General features: G+C 36.9%; 18 protein-coding genes. 11 read left to right on the top strand and 7 right to left on the bottom strand.

Annotation, left to right across the window (positions count from 1 at the left end; translation table 11 throughout):
- Positions 1 to 209 precede the first annotated feature (209 nt).
- The 10 genes from rocF (at position 210) to MHI34_RS00210 (ending at position 10,995) form a co-directional block, all read left to right on the top strand.
- Complete coding sequence (rocF, locus tag MHI34_RS00255; protein ID WP_089932148.1) at positions 210 to 1,115, top strand: arginase; 906 nt, start codon at positions 210 to 212, stop codon at positions 1,113 to 1,115.
- Between the two features lie 279 nt (positions 1,116 to 1,394).
- Positions 1,395 to 2,822 carry an amino acid permease gene (locus MHI34_RS00250; protein ID WP_271912692.1) on the top strand — a complete coding sequence of 476 codons (1,428 nt, stop codon included), beginning with the start codon at positions 1,395 to 1,397 and terminating at the stop codon, positions 2,820 to 2,822.
- 200 nt (positions 2,823 to 3,022) lie between these two features.
- Complete coding sequence (locus tag MHI34_RS00245) at positions 3,023 to 3,796, top strand: DUF817 domain-containing protein (RefSeq protein WP_058843355.1); 774 nt, start codon at positions 3,023 to 3,025, stop codon at positions 3,794 to 3,796.
- Between the two features lie 130 nt (positions 3,797 to 3,926).
- Complete coding sequence (locus tag MHI34_RS00240) at positions 3,927 to 4,505, top strand: pyridoxamine 5'-phosphate oxidase family protein (RefSeq protein WP_089932150.1); 579 nt, start codon at positions 3,927 to 3,929, stop codon at positions 4,503 to 4,505.
- Positions 4,506 to 4,697: 192 nt separating this feature from the next.
- Positions 4,698 to 5,390: a VanR-ABDEGLN family response regulator transcription factor gene (vanR, locus tag MHI34_RS00235; RefSeq protein WP_197412989.1), complete on the top strand. Its 693-nt coding sequence runs from the start codon at positions 4,698 to 4,700 to the stop codon at positions 5,388 to 5,390.
- 22 nt (positions 5,391 to 5,412) lie between these two features.
- On the top strand, positions 5,413 to 6,507 hold the full coding sequence (locus tag MHI34_RS00230; RefSeq protein ID WP_170829796.1) for a HAMP domain-containing sensor histidine kinase: 1,095 nt from the start codon (positions 5,413 to 5,415) through the stop codon (positions 6,505 to 6,507).
- Between the two features lie 88 nt (positions 6,508 to 6,595).
- Entirely contained in the window at positions 6,596 to 7,513 is a 918-nt protein-coding gene (locus tag MHI34_RS00225) for a serine hydrolase (protein ID WP_058843359.1), read from the top strand.
- 89 nt (positions 7,514 to 7,602) lie between these two features.
- Positions 7,603 to 7,998, top strand: a complete 396-nt coding sequence (locus MHI34_RS00220; protein WP_036127069.1) for a VOC family protein — start codon at positions 7,603 to 7,605, stop codon at positions 7,996 to 7,998.
- Positions 7,999 to 8,363: 365 nt separating this feature from the next.
- Complete coding sequence (locus tag MHI34_RS00215) at positions 8,364 to 9,497, top strand: CamS family sex pheromone protein (RefSeq protein WP_101966346.1); 1,134 nt, start codon at positions 8,364 to 8,366, stop codon at positions 9,495 to 9,497.
- A gap of 241 nt (positions 9,498 to 9,738) precedes the next feature.
- Positions 9,739 to 10,995: an NtaA/DmoA family FMN-dependent monooxygenase gene (locus MHI34_RS00210; RefSeq protein ID WP_231744974.1), complete on the top strand. Its 1,257-nt coding sequence runs from the start codon at positions 9,739 to 9,741 to the stop codon at positions 10,993 to 10,995.
- A gap of 427 nt (positions 10,996 to 11,422) precedes the next feature.
- Here MHI34_RS00210 and MHI34_RS00205 read toward each other — a convergent pair whose 3' ends face one another.
- The 3 genes from MHI34_RS00205 to MHI34_RS00195 form a co-directional block, all read right to left on the bottom strand.
- Positions 11,423 to 12,349, bottom strand: coding sequence for a TIGR03943 family protein (locus MHI34_RS00205; protein ID WP_036127048.1), 927 nt, complete (start codon positions 12,347 to 12,349; stop codon positions 11,423 to 11,425).
- An 11-nt stretch (positions 12,350 to 12,360) separates the two neighbouring features.
- Entirely contained in the window at positions 12,361 to 13,359 is a 999-nt protein-coding gene (locus tag MHI34_RS00200) for a permease (RefSeq protein ID WP_082673685.1), read from the bottom strand.
- Between the two features lie 120 nt (positions 13,360 to 13,479).
- The gene (locus MHI34_RS00195) at positions 13,480 to 14,679 is read right to left on the bottom strand and encodes a helix-turn-helix domain-containing protein (RefSeq protein ID WP_036127045.1); all 1,200 of its coding nucleotides are present in this window, start codon (positions 14,677 to 14,679) and stop codon (positions 13,480 to 13,482) included.
- A 165-nt stretch (positions 14,680 to 14,844) separates the two neighbouring features.
- Between MHI34_RS00195 and MHI34_RS00190 the strand changes: the two genes are divergently transcribed.
- Positions 14,845 to 15,603 carry a glucose 1-dehydrogenase gene (locus tag MHI34_RS00190; RefSeq protein ID WP_342504017.1) on the top strand — a complete coding sequence of 253 codons (759 nt, stop codon included), beginning with the start codon at positions 14,845 to 14,847 and terminating at the stop codon, positions 15,601 to 15,603.
- Between the two features lie 582 nt (positions 15,604 to 16,185).
- Here MHI34_RS00190 and MHI34_RS00185 read toward each other — a convergent pair.
- The 4 genes from MHI34_RS00185 to MHI34_RS00170 form a co-directional block, all read right to left on the bottom strand.
- Positions 16,186 to 17,847, bottom strand: a complete 1,662-nt coding sequence (locus MHI34_RS00185) for a methyl-accepting chemotaxis protein (RefSeq protein ID WP_036117349.1) — start codon at positions 17,845 to 17,847, stop codon at positions 16,186 to 16,188.
- Positions 17,844 to 18,830 carry a BMP family ABC transporter substrate-binding protein gene (locus tag MHI34_RS00180; protein WP_141903991.1) on the bottom strand — a complete coding sequence of 329 codons (987 nt, stop codon included), beginning with the start codon at positions 18,828 to 18,830 and terminating at the stop codon, positions 17,844 to 17,846. Before MHI34_RS00180 ends, MHI34_RS00185 begins: the two co-directional genes overlap by 4 nt.
- Before the next feature lie 397 nt (positions 18,831 to 19,227).
- Positions 19,228 to 20,082 carry an IS3 family transposase gene (locus MHI34_RS00175; protein WP_342504471.1) on the bottom strand — a complete coding sequence of 285 codons (855 nt, stop codon included), beginning with the start codon at positions 20,080 to 20,082 and terminating at the stop codon, positions 19,228 to 19,230.
- Positions 20,067 to 20,573 carry a helix-turn-helix domain-containing protein gene (locus MHI34_RS00170; protein ID WP_342503613.1) on the bottom strand — a complete coding sequence of 169 codons (507 nt, stop codon included), beginning with the start codon at positions 20,571 to 20,573 and terminating at the stop codon, positions 20,067 to 20,069. Before MHI34_RS00170 ends, MHI34_RS00175 begins: the two co-directional genes overlap by 16 nt.
- Positions 20,574 to 20,751: the final 178 nt, after the last annotated feature.

Raw genomic sequence — 20,751 nt, 5'->3', positions numbered from 1 at the left:
ATTTTGGTAGTTTATGTAAAATAATCGCTTAAAATAGGAAAAAATTGTTTTAATATTCACTGAAATAGCGTTTATGCAATCGTTTATACAAGTAAATATCTATGTTTTCAATAATTTAAACTGTATAAAAATTAAAAATAATGTCGAGTTGAGTCAGTATATCATTTTCTTTATACTGTGAAAGTAATTATCGGAGAGGAGAAATGATCATGAATAAAGAAGTGACAATTATTGGGGTACCCATGGATTTAGGCCAAACTAGAAGAGGGGTAGACATGGGACCAAGTGCTATTAGATATGCAGGGGTAGCGGAACGACTTGAGGGCCTTGGTTATTCCATACATGACGAAGGGGATTTAACTATTGACATCGAACAGGAAGATAAAGAAATAGAAGGAAAGACAAACTTAAAAAATTTAAAAACGGTCACAGAAAGTAATGAAAAACTAGGTCAGAAAGTAGATCATGAAATTTCCTTAAAACGTTTTCCTTTAGTTTTAGGTGGAGATCATAGTATTGCGATTGGCACATTAGCAGGTGTCTCAAAGAATTATGAGAATTTAGGTGTCATTTGGTATGATGCACACGGTGATCTAAACACAGGTGAGACATCTCCTTCAGGAAATATTCACGGTATGTCTTTAGCTGTAAGTTTAGGTCTTGGCCATCCTGCACTAACGAATATCGGAGGCTATGCGCCAAAAGTTAAGCCTGAAAATGTTGTGATTATTGGTGCTCGTGATTTAGATCCAGGTGAAAAAAAGCTTATTAAAGAAATTGGTATTAAAGTGTATACGATGCATGAAATCGATCGTTTAGGGATGACAACTGTAATGTCACAAACAATTGATTATTTAAAGGAGCGTACAGACGGTGTTCATTTATCTTTGGATTTAGATGGACTTGATCCAAACGATGCGCCAGGTGTAGGAACCCCAGTTGCAGGTGGTATTAGTTACCGTGAGAGCCATTTAGCGATGGAAATGCTGTCAGAAGCAAATATCATTACTTCTGCAGAGTTTGTTGAGACAAACCCAGTATTAGATCAATATAATAAAACGGCAATTGCTGCTGTAGCTTTAATCAGCTCTCTATTCGGTGATACATTACTGTAAACAAAGGATAGTGACATCATTTCTCTCGTAAAGGAAGAACTTTTCTTAGACTATAAGGTCGCCACAACCAAATATAAGAAAGTAGCTCTCCCTAAATAAAGTTTACTATAGAAAAAGCAAATGCTCTAGCACATCAATAGCCTTTATTTTGTCAGAAAATTGACAGTTTATAAAATATATTAACTTGAACATCTATCAATTATTTAAATTTCAAATAGTTATCTGTCGTGCACGAAAAAAAGAAAGTGCTTACAAGATAATTAGTGTAAGGAGTTTTTTATGGCAGCAGAACAATATGAATTGAAAAGAAGTATGAAAGCTAGACACTTATTTATGATTTCCCTCGGAGGATGTATTGGAACTGGTTTTTTTCTTGGCTCAGGGTACACCATTAATCAAGCGGGACCAACCGGTGCCATTCTAGCTTATTTAGTAGGCGGAGCAGTAATGTATTTAACAATGCTATGCTTGGGTGAATTATCTGTTGCTATGCCAGTATCTGGTTCATTCCAAACATATACGACGAAGTTTATCGGTCCTGCCACTGGTTTTGCTGTTGGCTGGCTGTACTGGCTAGGCTGGGCAGTAACTGTTGCACTCGAATTTTTAGGTGCTGGACAACTTATGCAAAGGTGGTTTCCTGATTCTCCAGTATGGATGTGGTGCCTAATATTTGCTGCACTGCTCTTTGTCTTGAATGGTTTATCTGCAAAAGCCTTTGGCGAAGCAGAATTTGTCTTCTCAAGCATTAAAATTTTGGCCATCCTGATGTTCCTTGCGGTTGGGGGAGCAGCTATGTTTGGGCTGATCGATATGAAAAATGGAACAGATGCCCCATTTCTTACTCATTTTTATGAGGGTGGTCTTTTTCCAAATGGTTTAACAGCACTGCTCATTACCATGATTACCGTGAATTTTTCATTTCAAGGTACAGAATTAATCGGTATTGCTGCTGGAGAGAGTGAAAATCCCGAAAAAACAATCCCTAAATCTATTAAACAAACCGTGTGGCGTACGCTGTTCTTCTTTGTGTTATCTGTCTTTGTATTGGCAGCTATGATTCCTATGGATAAAGCGGGTGTTGTTGAAAGTCCATTTGTTGTTGTATTAGATAGTATAGGGATTCCGTATGCAGCAGATATTATGAATTTTGTTATTCTAACAGCTTTATTATCGGTCGCTAACTCGGGTTTATATGCTGCAACACGTATGCTGTTTTCTCTTTCCGTTGAAAAGATGGCAAGTCCATTGTTAGGGAAGGTGAATAGAAGAGGAATTCCAATGAATGCATTATTGATTACCCTTGCTGTTGCTGGTTTGTCATTATTGTCAAGCGTATTTGCCGCTAATACCGTATTTGTGTGGCTTTTATCCCTAGCAGGTTTAGGTGCACAAATTGGGTGGATTGCAATTACTGCTTCTCAAATTGCATTTAGACGCTCCTATTTACGCCAAGGAGGAAAAGTGGAGGATTTAAAATTCAAAGCACCATTCTATCCGGTTATTCCTATTTTAGGATTATTGGCAAACTGCATCGTTATGGCAAGCTTGGCTTTTGATCCCGCTCAACGATTAGCCCTTTACTGTGGTGGAGCTTTCTTCATTGGCTGTTATATTGTTTATTATTTAAAAGTGAAAAAAGTTACAAATTTAGTAATAAACCAACAAGAAGTCCAGTTAAAATTAGATCAAAAAATGTATCTTTAAGTAATAAGAGTAGCTGTATTATGTGGCTACTCTTTTCTTTATTAATAAAGAACAACAAAGACGAAATTACCAAAGAATAGTTCCAAAATAAAACGAAAAAATTTATCGTTTTTCGATAAAAAAATATTGAAATAGGATAATTTATCGTTTATTCTTCATACAAGAATAAATTTAGTTTTGAGCTAATCTGAGGTGGATTCATGTTAAAAAATTTTGTTAAAGATTTAGGAATCTTTACGTATCAACAATCGTTATCCTGTATTTTTCCTGTTGTAATATTTATTACACTTGCATTTTCTAGAGCTGTTCCAATACCAGGTGTAGCAAGATACGATTTCATTCTAGTCATCTGTCTATTGACGCAATACTTGATGTATAGATTTGGATTAGAAACAAAGGATGAAATAAAAGTCATCTGTCTGTTTCATATTATTGGACTTGTGCTAGAACTGTATAAAGTAAATTTTAATTCTTGGTCTTATCCTGAAGAGGCGTGGTCAAAAGTGGGAGGTGTGCCATTATATAGTGGATTTATGTATGCTAGTGTGGCGAGTTATATTTGCCAAGCCTGGCGTAGATTCGATTTGAAAATCGTGAGTTGGCCAAAAAGTTATGTAGCCATTCCACTAGGAGCCATGATTTACTTCAATTTCTTCACCCATCATTTTATTTATGATTTTAGATGGCTGTTAATGGCATTACTTTTTGTGGTGTTTTATCGAACAATGGTCAAATTTAAGGTGCGAAATAAAATCTATCAAATGCCCATCGTTGCGTCTTTCTTTTTAATTGGCTTTTTCATTTGGATTGCTGAAAATATCGCTACTTTCTTTGGGGCATGGTCATATCCTAATCAAGAGGTAGCATGGTCGATTGTGCATTTTGGCAAAATAAGCTCTTGGTTTTTACTTGTAGTCATTAGCATTCTGATTGTTGCACAGCTTAAATTATTTTATCGAGATGCAGGTGAATAAAGATAGTGCATAACTAACTTTCATTTCAATATTTGAAAGTTGTACCCATCCCTTTTCATAAAACTGTCCCTTTTTTAGAGGGCAATCCTGCTGTAGACTCCTCTTTAGTAGAGGATAGGGGGATAAAAAGATGAAAACAGACATTCGAATGCTGCAAAGAGCTTGTACAGATGAAAAACAAATTCAACCATTTTTAAAAGACGCACAAACCGCTTTTCTTGGTTTAGTGGATCAACATACACCATATGTTCTGCCACTAAATTATGTCTTCAAAGATGGGAGTTTTTATTTCCACGGTGCCAATGAAGGCAGGAAAATAGACATCCTAACAGCCAACCCAAATGCATGTATTTCTATATGCGAGAATTATGGAACAATGGTAGATCCCAATCCTGCTAACACGGATACAGCTTATATGAGTGTCATCGCAAATGGTTTGGTGGAAATTGTCACAGATTTAGATGAGGCTACTGTGGCAATGCAGGCAATGCTTGATAAATATGTCCCAGGTTATTATCACGCCCCTTTGTCGAAAACACATATCGAAAAGTATCAATCATCACTCGGGAGTAAGACGCTTGTTCTGAAAGTAAGGCCAACCAATTTAACCGTAAAAGAGCATAAATTAAATGAACAAATGCACTATTATTCAGGCAGAGTGGTAACACAGGATTTGAATCGGAAATCTACTACTGTGGCGACCAATTGAACAAATTAAATATCGAATAACGATAAGGCTTGGGATTCAATATGGAAAGTAGAGTTGGAAAGAGGTTTTTTCCATCTCTACTTTTTTATTGCGCTTTAAATAACCTATTCTTATTAATAGATATAGCTATTCGTAAGTGCTATAATGCCTGTGAAAAATCATTGGAAATTGTGTAAGTAGAAGGAGAGGACAATTCATTTGAATATTTTAGTTGTTGACGATGAAAAAGAAATTGCAGATTTAATTGAGTTATATTTAAAAAATGAAAACTACCATGTATTTAAGTACTATACAGCTCAAGAGGCTCTGGCGTGTATTATGCGGGAAAATGTGGATTTAGCTGTTCTCGATATTATGATGCCAGAGATAGATGGCTTTACCATTTTACAAAAAATCCGAGAAACATTTAATTTTCCAGTGATTATGCTTACGGCAAAGGAAGAAGAGATTGATAAAATAAATGGATTTTCTTTAGGAGCAGATGATTATATAACAAAGCCATTTCGTCCATTGGAATTGGTTGCTCGTGTCAAGGCACAAATAAGAAGATTTACATTGTACAACCAAGGTTCGAAGCAAACAGAAGATATCATTGATTTCGCTGGTTTGATGATCAATCAGAACACACGGCAGGTCTTTTTAAATGAAAGACAGGTATCCCTAACCCCTACGGAATTCGCAATTCTATGGTATTTGTGTACAAATCGAGGGAAGGTCATTAGTTCAGAGCAATTATTTCAAGAAATTTGGGGGGACAAGTATTTTAACAGCAATAATACCGTAATGGTTCATATACGACATTTAAGGGAAAAAATGAAAGATTCTGCGGAAAACCCAAAATTTATTAAAACTGTTTGGGGAGTGGGGTATACCATTGAAAAATGAGTTTGGCGGATTGAAGAGGAAGATGATTTTACAAATCGTTTTTATTCTTATTATAGCAATCATAATAGGTTTTATAATCAACTTTGCATTCATTGATGGTGTTTTACAAGCTCCCTTTGCAGATGCTTTTATAGCCTTTTGCGAAAATGTCTTGCAGCTCGATTACTTTGCTGCACAAAATGCCTACAATGTGTTATTTCAACAAAATAAACCTCTTTGGCTTACTATAGGATTTATCCTATTATTGTTGATCATTTTTTATATTGCCCTCTCTCGTTTTACTCGTTATTTTCATCAAATTAGTAACAGTATCACTATGCTTGCAGATGAGTCAGAGAAGGAAATTCATCTTCCGACAGAGCTCGATTTTTTAGAGAAGAAATTAAATGATGTGAAATATAAATTAGAAAAGCGTGCAAGGGATGCACAAGAAGCAGAACAACGTAAAAATGATCTGGTTGTTTATTTAGCCCATGATATTAAAACACCCTTAACATCTATCATTGGTTACTTAAGCCTTTTAGATGAGGCAAGGGATATGCCTGTTGAGCAAAAAGAAAAATATGTAACGATTACATTAGAGAAATCCTATAGACTAGAACAATTAATCAATGAGTTTTTTGAAATCACAAGATTTAATTTACAATCCATCGTTTTAGAGAAAGACCTTATTCCTCTTAACTATATGTTAATGCAAGTAGCCGATGAGTTTTACCCATTGTTAGCACCAAAGGGTCAAAAAGCCATCGTCAATATAGATGGAGAGATGACTATCTATGCAGACAGAAATAAATTAGCAAGGGTATTTAATAATATTTTAAAAAATGCAATTGCCTATAGTGAACCCAATAGTACAATCGAAATTAGTGCACAAAATGAAAACAATCAAACGTTTATTTCATTTAAGAATACAGGGAAGACCATACCGCCTGAAAAATTAAAGATGATATTCGAAAAGTTTTACCGTTTAGATAGTGCAAGGTCTACACAAACGGGTGGTGCTGGACTTGGTTTAGCCATTTCAAATGAAATTGTGCAAGCCCATGGAGGGACGATTACAGCTACTTCTCATCACAATCAAACCGTGTTCATAGTTATGATTCCAGCCAATTCTTAAGAAACCTTAAGAATTCACTAATAGTTAATTAAAAATAAGCTCCTTTTTTTATGGTTCAATAAAAGCATAAAGAGAAGGAGTTGTTTTTATGTTCACAAGAAAAGGTATTGTAAGTATATTGTTCCTGTTCATGATCGTATTTGTTTATTTGATATTGAAAGAAACACCTGTAACATTACGTCAGGAGATGGTTGATTCACCAAAAGTAATATCAACGATGAGTAGCGATATGCTCAATATCGATTTATATAGTTCTAATGCCATTTTAGTGAATTTAGATGAAAATCAAGTACTATTAGATAAAAATAGTGAGGAAGTCATTTATCCTGCATCTTTGACGAAAATGATGACTGTTTTAGTCGCGATTGAGCAAATTCCAAGCTTACAAGATGAAATCGTTTTACCTAAAAACATCTTTAATGATTTATACGAGGAAAATGCTTCAGTGGCAGGTTTTCTTCCGAATGAGAGGTTGACGATAGAGGATTTATTGTATGGTTCCATGCTGCCATCAGGTGCAGAGGCATCCATTGGTTTAGCTGAATATGCTGCTGGTTCAGAACGGAAATTTGTAAAGCTTATGAATGATAAGGCGCAGCAACTGGGAATGAAAAATACTCATTTTATGAATACAACAGGACTGCATCATCCAGATCATTATACAACTGTGAAAGATATGTCACTACTCTTACAATATGCCTTAACAAATGATGAGTTTCGAAATGTTTATACAGCAGAAAGATATTCTATTAAGTCAACGAACCTTCATCCGGAGGGTATTACATTTACTAATCGAATGTTTCAGCATATGACATCAAGTGTATTGCCAGGAGGGAAAATCCTAGGTGGCAAGACGGGTTATACAGAGGATGCAGGATTATGTTTAGCAAGTTTAGCAACTGTTAATGGACAAGAATATGTGTTAGTGACAGTAGGAGCTGAAGGAGGTCCTCGGACGGAGCAATATAACATTACGGATGCATTTTCTGTGTATAGTCAATTGTAAAACTGGTGACTATTTTCTATATGTTTTAATTTTCAATCTTTTTGAAAATGCTATATAGTGAATATATTCATCTTGAAGGAGAGGGTACTATGGGAAGATTAGTTCATTTTGAAATCCATGTAAATGATATGGAGCGGGCAAAGCATTTTTACGGGAAAGTATTTGGCTGGTCATTTCAAGACTGGAGTGACTATGCAGGCATGCCGTACTTTGGAGCAGTGACAGGTGAGGAAGATGAACTTGGTATTAATGGTGCGTTAATGCAACGACAAGGCCCACCACCAGAAGTCAATCAAGCGTTGAATGGCTTTGCTTGTACCATGGGTGTCGAAAGTTACGATGGAACAGAAGCCAAAATTCTTGAAAATGGTGGCAAAGTAGCTATCTCGAAACATGCTTTACCTGGGATGGCATGGCAAGGCTATTATATCGATACAGAAGGCAATATTTTTGGCATTCACCAACCTGATAAAAATGCAAAGTAGCATTCGCTCCATAGTCGAGGGGTAATGCTCAAAAGTGGGGAAGCCGCTTCAGTTGGAGGCTGCGCTGGGAAAGTGAGGAAGTTGCTTAGAAAAGATTGGTCTCGGCTCATTGGAAGAGCGACCTCCTTATAAACATGAAGAAACCACTCCAAAGCTAGAAGACTGCACCTGATCAAAAATAAACTTTTCTCACAACCATCTACAATAGTAAAGACCTATGTTCATTTTTTCTTGAACATAGGTTTTTTTTGATCTCACTATAGAATGGTGATATTTGTAAATATATGATGTTTTGTTTTGTAAAATTTGGTATGGTTAAATTATGGAAATATTAAATATCTACATATGATCAAGGAGTATTTGTGATGAAAAAGAGAAAGTGTTTATTTAGTTTAATCGCATCCATAGGGTTATTAGCATCTTGTAGTAGTGGTGAGGTTGAGCCTGATACGACGAATGAAAAAATGTATATTTCATCTATTCAAAAAAAGGAAGCCTATGAAATTCAACAGCCTGCAAAAAGTAATATTGCGCGAGGCTTAATGGTTAACAATATGAATAATGCGTTAAATATAAATGAAATAGAGAGGGGACTCATGGATTTATCTGTGAATCATTTTGCAACTGAAAAGCATTATTTGCAGGAAGGTCAATATTTGGATGAGCAAATGATTAAGCAATGGTTAGCTAGAAAAACAGAGGAAGGTATTGGCTTGAATCCAGCCATTGAAACTAGAACTGGTGATGTTTTAGAGGATGAGAAAAAGTATCCGCTAATTCTCTCTCATGTAGTAGAACATAATTTTATTCATAAGGAAAGTAACAAGCTAGAGGGAATGTCGATTGCGATATCGTTAAATGAATTTTATGATATACGTGTATCGGATGACAAAGGGTTAATTTACACAGGACAAGTGAAAGTAGATCAAAATGATGATGATAGCAATGATGTGAAAAATTACGGCAAAAAAATAGCTGGCAAGATCATTCAGGATATAAGAAACAATAAAAAGATACCGGAGGTCCCTATTTATTTAACTTTATATCAGGAATCCAATATAAATGATATTATTCCTGGCTTATTTTTAGCTGAAACCTTTATTGCAAAAGGAGAAAATACTATAGCAAAGTGGTCTGAGATTGATAAAAAGTATTACTCATTTCCATCAGAGGCATTATATAGCTTAGATCAAAATATGTATAATAAATTATTAATTTTTAAAGAAGATATTCAAGCAGGGTTTAAGCATTTAAACCCTAAAATTATAGGGAGACTTCGCTATGAAGAGGGCAAATTAACAGATATTAAAATGGAAGTACACGCGCCGCTAATCAATGATACGGAATTAGTAGGCTTGTTACAGCTGATTAGTACAAATTTAAATACGATTTTATTTGAGTACATCCCTATTACCGTTCGGATCATTGATCAGAAGAAGGATGTGGGAATTGTTCTATGGGAACCGACAGAAAAACAAATTTTCGCAAATCCTATCTAACTATCATGTAAAAAGTCGTCGCAACTCAAATGAGAGACTCATGATTTTCCATGGGGCATAGTAAACGAAAAGTAATAAATAGCAATCAAAATAACAGGTCCTTATTCATTAGGTACCTGTCTTTTTTTGTATGTAAAGGATTTGGTTGCAATATTTAAAAAGTAAGCCTATTATGAAAATGATAATCATTTTCAATTAAAGAGAGGAGAATATAACAATGAGAAGACATCTTATTATTGGCATGCATATAGCTGTACATGGTAATCATGGTAAGAAGGGTGCGTTACTTGATGAACATATTGCATTTGCACAGCGTGCTGAGGAAGCTAAATTAGATTTTTTATTTAAGGCTGATTATTTAGTAGCACATCCAGAATTAATGGCTAAAACAAAAGGAACGGTTGGCTTAGATCCTAGCTTTTTAATGGCAACGGTGGCACGAGAAACTAAGCAGATTGGTTTAGTGACTACCATCTCGACATCCTTTATACCACCATATTTGATTGCACGTCAATTGCAATCGTTGAATTGGATTAGTGAGGGACGAGTAGGCTGGAATATCGTCACTTCCATTGATGGGGCCAATAATTTCAGTAATGAACCTATGGCTTCATCAGAGGAGAGGTATGCTAAAGCCTCAGAATGTATAGAGGTCGTGAAACAGCTATGGCATAGTCATCCCTATGAAGTATTGGAAACAAATGGTGATTTAGAGAAAATAAATGAGCTTGTCAAGCCGATTGAGCATGAGGGTGAGTTTTTCCATATTAATGGCCCTTTAAATCTACCTATGCATCCAGCAGGTGATATACCATTCTTCCAAGCAGGTGCATCGGATGTAGGTCGTCAATTTGCGGCTACTGTTTCCAATGCGATTTTTGCAGCGACACCTGCTATGGAGGTGGGTGTTGAAATGCGTAATGACTTGCGTAAACGCGCGGTTGAGGTTGGTCGTTCAGCCGATGATATTCGGTTATTACCAGGGCTCTATTTCTTTATAGGCGATACATATGAGGAAGCACTCGAAATGTACCGTCAAGCACATGCACATTTAACACTTGAGCGTCGCTATAGTGCTCTAGAATCAGTGATAGGCATGGATATTCGTCATTTGGCACTGCAAGATCAGATAACGGCTGATATGCTGCCGCCAAAAGATCAAAAAGTACGTAGTAAAACACATGCCGATTTGGTGCGTCGTTATATTATCGACAATGAACCAACTGTTGAGGTATTGCTTGCACGTCCAGAAGTAATTGGCTCAGCTCACCTTGTGGCAATCGGCACGCCACAGGACATTGTCAATCAAATCATTACTTTTTATGAGGAGGGTGCATTGGATGGCTTTATTGCTGTACCAGGTGGACCTCCGAAATCTTTAGATTTATTCTTTAGTGATGTGATCCCTATGCTAGTAGAGCGGGGGCTATTCCGTGCTGAATATGAAGGGAGCACATTACGTTCCCATTTAGGTCTAGATGTACTATTACCCAATTAATAGATGAAAAAGGTGATGTCAACGGCAGAAACAGTCATTTTGAAAGGCGAGGGGTTGATTTCTGTTCCGCCAGCGTCCTTTCCAGGGGCGTCCGATAAGCCGCTGCTCCAATCCACCATGTGGTAAAAGGATAGACTCTTATTTTCGATGTGGAGAAGTGATGAGTGACAACACCAGTAGTGAATACCTTCACTTTATTTGAAAAACTTTGCTAACAAGAAATATTTTTATAGAGTGGAAGGCTACTTGACTCCCGTGGGATAGCAAGACAGGCGAGCCTCTAAACGGAGCGGCTCGGCGCTCGCCCACAGGAAAGCAAGTAGCCTGCAACGGAAATCCTTTTTCACCTTTCACAAAAATTCTATGGATCGTTTTGTTTTTCAACACTATGAAAGGGCAAAGATATAAACTTTGCCCTTTCATGTTGCTAGAAACTCATTCGAATATTTATGGGGTAAAGATATGGTGATTCAGGCTGTTCAATTGTTACCCAATCATCAATATGAATAACGGGTAGGCTTGCACCCTCATAAGTTGTTTGACCGATTGTACCGATTACCTCAATCCATGTATCCTCTTTGATAGTTGGAACCTCAGGAAATTCTGTCAAAAAGCCTACGATACTTGCATCAGCAACACAATGGGTAATAAGGAATCTGGAAACCACTAGTTGCTTTTCTGTAAAGCTATCTTCTTTCAAAACAAAGCCTTTTAACTGGATTTGCTTCCCTAAATAGTTTGCTAGATGTTGATGCATGTCCTCGTAATAAATCGTATAATCCTCATCTGTCATTTTCAGCATAGTTTGTTGAGATAGCTGTTGCTTTAATTGTTCATATTGCTTTTTTGTCATTTCCTGCTTTTCCTCCATTAGTTTAGGGTCAGGATCATGCTCGTCATAGATATTTTCATCAATCGTTTCATTTGAAGTGAGGTAATCCTCAATTTTGGATGGTTGACTTTGCTGAGTGAGAAAGAAGGCCCCACCCTTTTTATCAGCGATTGCAGCATCTAAAATTTTGGCAGGCACGAAGAAGCCCGTCAAAATCGGTGTCATAATAATAAGATAGGCTAGCCATTTTTTGCGTGTAAAGACTGAATGACCATGGTCATGATGTGAACAGCAAGCATGTCCACTGTCGTCACAATGATGGGTCGTCTGAGTAAATGATATGACTCTTGTTAGCTGAACAAGAAACAGTATAAAAAATAAAATGGCAGCTGTTTGGCTAAGACTTTCATATTTGGGGTTAATGAATTTTGTTAGTTCCCCGGTCCAATGCAAGCTCGCAATCATAGCTGAGAAAGCAAGTAGAATAAGGGCTCTTAGCGCTTGCTGAACGTGAAATTTCATGGTTTTCCCCCTTAGAGATACGGTGAAAGAATCCATATACTAATATAGACAATGATAGCCACTAAGGCGGCTAACCAGAAGACAAATTTGAAGCGAAATACGCTCATTAACATAATGGTATTTTTCAAGTCAATCATAGGACCAAAAACAAGAAATGCAAGAATGGATGGGGTTGAGAAAGTAGCACTAAAGGATGCCCCAATAAAGGCATCTGCCTCCGAGCAAAGTGAAAGAATAAAGGCTAAGCCCATCATGACCAAAATAGAGGAGGATACGCCATCTCCAATTTCTACGAGTGTTTTGGTAGATACATAGGTTTGGACAAATGCAGCTAAAAATGCCCCAATAATTAAGTATTTGCCCATATCAAAAAATTCATCAATGGCATGTTTGAACATATTGAATAGTTTTGTGACAAAAGATGTTGGTTGGTTAGCTGTTGCCAATGAATGAGGTTGTAAGGAGCTTTTAAATTGTGAACCTTTAAAAAACAAGCTAATGAGTAATGCTACGACAATAGCGATAACAAAACCTAGCAGCATTCGTAAGCTGGCTATTTTTAAATCATTTCCAAATGCCATATAGGTAGAGAGAATAACGATTGGATTAATGAGTGGGCCAGTTAACATAAAGCCTATAGCTGCATGAATCGGTACACCTTTGGCAATCAATCTTCTCACAATAGGCACGATTCCACATTCACAGGCTGGAAATAATGCACCTACAAGACAGCTCATGACAACGGCCATTACCGCATTTTGAGGAATCCACCTTTGAATATGTTCCTCTGTGATAAAAATCTGAATAAAGCCCGCAATGATGATACCAATTAACACAAACGGTAATGCCTCAATTAAAATACTTAAAAAAATAGTATGCAGACTGAGTAAAGAGGAACTTAAATCACTTAATGCTGAGATATTGAATAACAGGAATGGTAGCAAGCTTACTAATAGCATGAAGATGAACCAAAAATTCAATACATATCTTGAAAGATGGAGACGTTCCACATGTACCTCCTTAAAGTGTAATGATTACGTTTTAAAATATGCAAGTGGTACTGCAAGTATGACTTTTACTATGTAAAAAGAAAGTAAAAGCTGGTCACGAACATTCTTTTACTTTCTTTATTATTGATGGACATCCTTATTTCTATATTGCTTAGGGGTGATACCTGTAAATTTCTTGAAAACTTTAATAAAATAGCTTTGATCTGTGAAATTAAGTAATGAACCAATGTCTAAAATGGGGTAGCTTGTATAGGTTAATAGCTTTTTTGCCTCTTCAATCCTTTGTTGCTGAATATATTCACTAAAGGAAATCCCTACTTCCTTTTTAAACAAGGAAGAAAGATAATTGGGGCTTAAGTGGCAAATTGCTGAAAGTTGATTGAGTGTTATTTCACTATATAGTTGATTTTCGATCGAATGGATGCAGGTTGTAATGGGTGCTGAATATTTGTTTTGCTTAGCTTGTGACACACGACGTGTAAAATCATAAATAGCTTCCTCCATTAACGAAAGAATGTCGATTAAGCTGCTTTGATCCTCAAGTTTTTGAATGTAAAAATCACTTAATGTAAAGGCTGTTTCTTCATTTAATCCACCTTCAATAGCAGCACGACAAATTAGTGCAATTCCTGTAATCATCAAATATTGTACACTTCTTAAATGATTGTGCTTTGAAAGCACTCCAAGTTGTGCTTGTCCGACAATGGAATAGTTCAAGACTTCGTTTAATTTCTCCATCCGCCCATTTTTCACATTGTCTAACAATATTTTTTCATAGTAAAGATTTGTATGCACACTATCTTTTCTTCTTGCATAGGAAAGTTCAAGCGCAGTATGTCCCTCATGACGAATAAGGGGCTTTAACGCGTGGTTGTGGTGAATCACAGCTGTTTTAGATATTTTTTTTTGGTAGATTGAATAATAAACAAATAAACTGATGGCTAAGCATTGCTGATAATGGAGAGTAGGAAACAAATCAGGCTCATGATAAATAGTTGATTTTATAGTGTCTTCTATTACTGGTGAAAGGGACGGCCCAACTACAAGCGCCCCTAAATATTGATTGTCTACTGTTAAGTTAATATAAAAATAATTGCATTCAGCTATAGAGAAAAAAATAGGATAGCTATTTGAAGCCGTATGATATGGGTATGTTTTTAGCTGTTCCTTTAGAGAAATATAGGATGGATTACTGGTATATTCTGCTGATGAATATTCAAAAACTACTTCTCCCGCTACATTAATATAAGAGACAGGGAGATGATGTATTTCAGAAATTAGTTGACTTATATATTGAAGATCGATAGTGGATATTTTCACATTTCTGCACCCCCGTTCGTAATAATACTATCAAAATGAAAGCAGTTTCAATTTTTATTGTATAGACAATGAGAAAGTACTATTTTGTGTAAAATAATACAATAAAAAAGAGAGAAGTAGCAATAAAATAGACAATGACTTCAAAATGTTAGGGAGGAATAGAAGATGGATCTTTTGAATAAAATTGCAGTTGTAACAGGTTCTGGAAGCGGTATTGGAAGAGCCAGCAGTTTGAAGCTTGCTAGCAATGGTGCAAAAGTGGTAGTCGTTGATTTCAACAAAGCAACAGGGGAAGAGACATTAAGCTTGATTAAAAAGCAAGGTGGAGAAGGTATCTTCGTTCAGGCAGATGTTTCGAGAAACGAAGATGTTCAAAAATATGTAAATGTTGCTGTTGATACTTATGGACGCATTGATATATTTTTCAATAATGCAGGAGTTATTCAAAAAATTTCTCCATTAACAGAGATTGAGGATGTAGAGTATGAACGCATTATGGCTATCAATGTGAAAGGTGTATTCCTTGGCTTAAAATATGTTTTAAAGGTAATGGAAGAACAAGGTAGCGGCTCTATTATTAATACGGCTTCAACAGCTGGAATTCGTAGTGAGCATAGTATGGCTGTTTACTCTGCAAGTAAGCATGCAGTTGTAGGTTTAACAAAAGCAGCTTCTTTAGAGTATGTAAAAAAGGGGATTCGAATCAACGGAATTTGTCCAGGAGGCGTAGAGACAGCATTAACAAACAGTGTAACAACTATGTTTGAAACAGGTGGCTATATTCCAGAAGAAATTCCAAATATGAGAATGGGACGCTATGCAAAACCAGAGGAACTGGCTGAAATGGTTGTTTTCCTAGCATCAGACAAAGCAAGCTATATGACAGGCTCAATCGTGGTAGTTGATGGCGGCTTAACTTTATAATAAAAAGAGGAAATCCAGTGAACATTATTCACTGGATTTCATGTTGTTGAAAAAAGGTAATGTCAACGGCATAATAAGCAATTTTGTAAGGCGAGGGGTTGATTTCCGTTCCACCAGCGTCCTTTCCAGGGGGCGTCCGATGAGCCACTTCACTTACTGCGTTCGTTCCAGGGTCTCCTCTGTGACGCTGGATCCACTCCAATCAACCATTCTGCAAAAGTGTCTTTTCCTGAACAAAATAGCCCATTATTTATATTATAAGAGAGGATAGCCTCTTATTTTCAATGTGGAGAAGTGATGTGTGACAACACCCCTCCATAAAGAGTAGTAAAGACCTTTGCTAAAAAAGGCAATATTTTTGTAGATTGGAGTGGAAGGCTACTTGACTCCTGTAGGATAGCGAGACAGGCGTGCCCCTGCACGGTAGCAGAGGAAGCGGCTCGGCGCTCGCCCACAGGAAAGCAAGTAGCCTACAACAGAAATCCTTTTTTACCTTTCATATAAATTCTATGGGTGGTTTTGTTTTTCAACACTAAGAAATCCAGTGAACATTCATTCACTGGATTTTGTTTGGCAAAGATATTATAAGGTGAATTTTTTCAGCTCATGCATCAATGTATCTGTCATACCTTGCAGATCGTCAATTTTAGCGCTAATTTTTTGGAAGGCAAGTAACTGATCCTGTGTCGAAGCTGAAATTTCTTCTGTACCTGCTGCTGTTTCTTCTGTAATGGCTGAAATATTTTCTATCGTACTATTCACTTGCTGGCTCATTTCATTCGTTTGAACCATTTCCTTTGTAAGGCTTTGTAAATCATGATGAATGTCTGCGATATGTGTCGCAATGACAGCAAATGATTGTTCCGTTTCTACCATTGAATGGGACTGTTCATTTGAAAGCTGATATCCTCGCTCAGCCGTAGTAAGAATATGTGAGATGCCATCCTGTATATGTGTGACCATAGAAGTGATTAAATTCGTTGCATTCTCCGTTTCAGAAGAAAGCTTTTTCACTTCCTCTGCGACAATGGCAAACCCCTTACCGGCTTCTCCAGCACGGGCAGCCTCAATGGCAGCGTTTAAAGCTAATAGATTTGTTTGACTAGCAATAGTGTGGACAGCATTGGCCGCTCCTTCAATTTCTGAAGTGAATTGCGAAAATTGCGTAACAGCCTCTTTAATATCAAGTGATGTCGTCGAAATATCTTTTGCAATGGTTGATTGTTTTTCTAATGAATACTGACCATTTTGAACAGCCTCTAATGCCTGTTTACCATTGTTAGCGGATTGCTCACTTGTTTGCATAACCCCCTTAAATTGGTCGGTCATATTATTCATAAGGATGGCCACAGATTGAATATCTTCTGACATCGTATAGCTACCTTTTGCTAATTCGTCAGTAGATGTGGCAATTTGATTACTGCTTTCATGAATATTTCTCATATGGCTTGTCACATCTTGTGTGAATACGTTAACATCCTTACCGATATGATCGATGGATTGTACAGTACTTTTCAAATTATTCATCATCTGTGAAAAGCTTTCCGATAGTTGATCAATCTCGTATCGACTGTTTGGTTGATAGGAGAGTGTAGAGGTATCTATAGTTAAATCTCCTGTAGCTGCCCCCTGTGCACACTCTACAATCTGATTAATCGGTTTGGTAATTCTTTTTGCTGCCACATAGGAATAAATAATCGTTGCCAAAATTAATAGCACACTGCCGATGATTGTAGTGGTTGTAATAAAACCAATTTTTTGCTTTGTCACTTGTATCATCTCTTGATACCATTCGTTCGTTTCTTTTTTGAGCAAATGCATATCGTTTAAAATACCTTTAATTCGGATAGATTGCTTTTTTATTTCAGAGCGGTTGTTTTCTTGAAAGCCGCTTTCTGTAGCTTTTTCTAGGTCATCAAATTTATCAGAAATTTTGTCGATAATCTGTTGATGGTCAGGTATTCTTGTGAGAGCAGCCAATGCTTCTAAATTGCTTTTTGTTTCTTGTAAAATAGCAAGTGCTTCATTTTTATTCGCTTCACTATCTAAATAGGTATAATTATTTAATGATTGGCTGGCCACAACCAAACTTTGCTCCAGCTCTTTCACTGCAAGCAAAAGTTTCGTGTCATCCTGTGCGGTTGTTTGGATATTAAATGTTTGAATGATAATAAAGCCAATCATAGCCATAGCCAGTACGATTGGGATGAGTGTATTCATAAATAATTTTTTACGTAATGTCACTGGCCATTCCCCTTTTCTGCAGTAACTTTTATCTTGCCCGAGATAATGGCTTCTTGTGCCTTTTCAATGGCAGCCTGTTGCTCTGATGTTAGTTGAATGACACGAATATCAGCTAGTCCCACACCTTGATCTGCTAGCCCTAATGCAAACGATTTTTGGGTAATTTTTCCGTCCTCTACTAATGTTTTAGCAAGTTGATAGACAGCAAGATCCACATTTTTTAGCATGGATGTGACAACCGTCTTTTCGGCAACAAAAAATTGATCGATATCAACACCCGCTGCATAAATCCCCATTTCCTCGGCCTTTTTAATGGCGCCGAAACCAGTAAAGCCAGCTGCATGATAAATAAAATCAACGTTATTTTTTATATATTGATCTGCTATTGCTGCACCAGCCTGCGTGTCATCAAAGGTACCCGCATATTCGCTCATAATGTCAATAGTTGGTTGTACATAACGAGCTCCTTCGATAAAGCCATTTTCAAAGTGATGAATAACAGGGGCATCTGCACCACCAATAAAGCCAATTTTCCCTGTCTTGCTTGTCATAGCAGCAACCATACCAACTAAAAAACTGCCTTCTTGTTCTTTAAAGGTAATCGAAATAATGTTGTCAACATCAGATTGCCCATCAATCAATATGAATTGTTGGTCGGGATATTGTTTCGCAGTTTTCTCTAGTGCTTCCTGTACAGAGAAACCAAGACCAATGATGATATCATATTTTTCTGCTACAAGCTCGTTCAGCTTGTCCTCATAATTACCATCAGGAGCCTCTTTGTAATCAAACAAAATGCCAAGCTCATCTCGAGCCTTTTCGAGCCCTTTAAAAGCTGAATCATTAAATGATTCATCGCCTAGTCCCGCGTCTGATAGTAAAACGCCTATCTTATATCCTTCAGTTGATGTCTCTGTCTGTGCGGATGAACAGCCTGTTAGCAATAGACCCATCAAAAGAAAAGTAATCATCAATTTCTTCAAAATGTTTGTACCTCCTGTTGTTTATAGCCTATATATCGGCAAAATGTGAATTTTTTTAGTCTGATGTCAGACTACATTGAAAATAAATTTTTATGTAGAGCATAAGAATAAATAGTCATTTCTATATACATAATAAGTTAATATTATAAACCTAGATGACTAATTAAGTAATATATTTATGAAGGTTTCTACAGCAAGCTCTGTATGCCTAATCAATAATAAAGCCTAACGCAGATAGCGTTAGGCTTTCATGTTGTTGAAAAAAGGTAATGTCAACGGCATAATAAGCAATTTTGCAAGGCGAGGGGTTGATTTCCGTTCCGCCAGCGTCCTTTCCAGGGGGCGTCCGATGAGCCGCTTCACTCACTGCGTGAACTGACCCCAAAAATTTGAACTTTTAAGAAACTCTTCGAAACTCAACTGGACTTTTTCCGTTGAGTTTTATTTTTATCCGTTCATGATTGTAGTAGTGGATATAGTCTACTAACGCTTTTTTGAATGCTTCGTAGTTCTTAAACGTTGTTGCGTATAGAAATTCTGATTTCATAATGCCAAAAAAGCTTTCTATCACGGCATTATCTAAACAATTCCCTTTCCGTGACATACTTTGCTTGATTTCATAAGTGGCCAATAACGCTTTAAAACGTGGTATTTGATATAACCATCCTTGATCAGAATGGATGATTAAGCCACTCTTTTCTGATAGCTGTGTATACGTAAACGCCATTTTCAAAGACTGTTGGACTAACTCAAAATTAGGTGATTTTGATACCTCATATCCAACGATTTCTCGATTGAATAAATCTAATATAGCCGATACATAGATTTTTTGACCGTTTATTTTAAACTCCGTTACATCGGTTACCCATTTCTGATTGGGTGCAGTGGCTTCAAAATCACGTTGGATGACATTCTCTGCGACATAGCCGACTGTCCCTTTATACGAACGGTATTTTTTAGGGCGTACCGTCCCTTTTAAGCCCAATTCTTGCATCAATCGTTGGACCGTTTTATGGTTGATGAAAAACCCTTCATTTCGGAGGGCTAAACAAATACGACGATAGCCATAACGCCCCTTATGGTAATGAAAAAGCGTCTGAATTCGTTCTTTGATCGCCTGATATTTATCTGGTTTTACCCATTTTTGGAGATGATAATAATACGTACTTTTCTTAAGTTTCGCGACTTTTAATAGAGCTTGAAGAGGAAAATCCAACCTTAGCTCATAGACAGCTCTTACTTTTTCTTGGATTTGAAGGCATCCTTTTCTTGAACTAAGGCTTTCAACTTTTTTAAATAGGCATTTTCCATCCGTAAATACTCAATTTCCGCTTTTAACTCTTCCGTTGTTTTTTCATTTAAATCGGACGAAGCTGGTTGTTTTTTTGGCATTGATTGGCGCTCCTTTTCTACTTGATAGAGCACCTCACCAGCTGTTGACATCCACTGTACTTTCCATCTTCGAATGGTTTCACGAGAAGGAATGTTAAACTTCGCTGCGGTCTGTAAAAGCGAATCGCCTGTCTCTATCAGGTGTTGAATTACTTTTATTTTAAAAGAATCTTCATAATTCGTGAACCCTTGAGGACGAATAATTCCTTCGATGCCATGATATCGATATAATTCAATCCATAATCGAATGTACTGTCGATCCCTCTGTAATCGATTGGCAATCTGATACGTACTTTCTTTTTCTTCAAAGTAAGCTAGAACTGCGGCTAATTTTTGTTCATCAGAAATCACTACCTGCACCCCCTATAGTAGATTTTTAAGTCCAATATTTTGGGTGCAGTTCACTAAATCCCCTAGGAGTGACGCTGGTTCCACTCCAATCAACCATTCTGCAAAAGTGTCTTTTCCTGAACAAAATAGCCCATTATTTATATTATAAGAGAGGATAGCCTCTTACTTTCAATGTGGA

Source organism: Lysinibacillus sp. FSL L8-0126 (assembly GCF_038630385.1).
In the GTDB taxonomy this organism is placed as follows: domain Bacteria; phylum Bacillota; class Bacilli; order Bacillales_A; family Planococcaceae; genus Lysinibacillus; species Lysinibacillus fusiformis_D.
Note: the sequence above shows the minus strand (reverse complement) of the source record. Positions and strands in the feature narration are given on the sequence as shown.

What these genes read in the sequence shown, in the direction of transcription:
- rocF (WP_089932148.1), top strand. Translation starts at nt 210, where the DNA reads ATGAATAAAGAAGTGACAATTATTGGGGTACCCATGGATTTAGGCCAA.
- MHI34_RS00250 (WP_271912692.1), top strand. Translation starts at nt 1,395, where the DNA reads ATGGCAGCAGAACAATATGAATTGAAAAGAAGTATGAAAGCTAGACAC.
- MHI34_RS00245 (WP_058843355.1), top strand. Translation starts at nt 3,023, where the DNA reads ATGTTAAAAAATTTTGTTAAAGATTTAGGAATCTTTACGTATCAACAA.
- MHI34_RS00240 (WP_089932150.1), top strand. Translation starts at nt 3,927, where the DNA reads ATGAAAACAGACATTCGAATGCTGCAAAGAGCTTGTACAGATGAAAAA.
- MHI34_RS00230 (WP_170829796.1), top strand. Translation starts at nt 5,413, where the DNA reads ATGATTTTACAAATCGTTTTTATTCTTATTATAGCAATCATAATAGGT.
- MHI34_RS00225 (WP_058843359.1), top strand. Translation starts at nt 6,596, where the DNA reads ATGTTCACAAGAAAAGGTATTGTAAGTATATTGTTCCTGTTCATGATC.
- MHI34_RS00220 (WP_036127069.1), top strand. Translation starts at nt 7,603, where the DNA reads ATGGGAAGATTAGTTCATTTTGAAATCCATGTAAATGATATGGAGCGG.
- MHI34_RS00215 (WP_101966346.1), top strand. Translation starts at nt 8,364, where the DNA reads ATGAAAAAGAGAAAGTGTTTATTTAGTTTAATCGCATCCATAGGGTTA.
- MHI34_RS00210 (WP_231744974.1), top strand. Translation starts at nt 9,739, where the DNA reads ATGCATATAGCTGTACATGGTAATCATGGTAAGAAGGGTGCGTTACTT.
- MHI34_RS00205 (WP_036127048.1), bottom strand. Translation starts at nt 12,349, where the DNA reads ATGAAATTTCACGTTCAGCAAGCGCTAAGAGCCCTTATTCTACTTGCT.
- MHI34_RS00190 (WP_342504017.1), top strand. Translation starts at nt 14,845, where the DNA reads ATGGATCTTTTGAATAAAATTGCAGTTGTAACAGGTTCTGGAAGCGGT.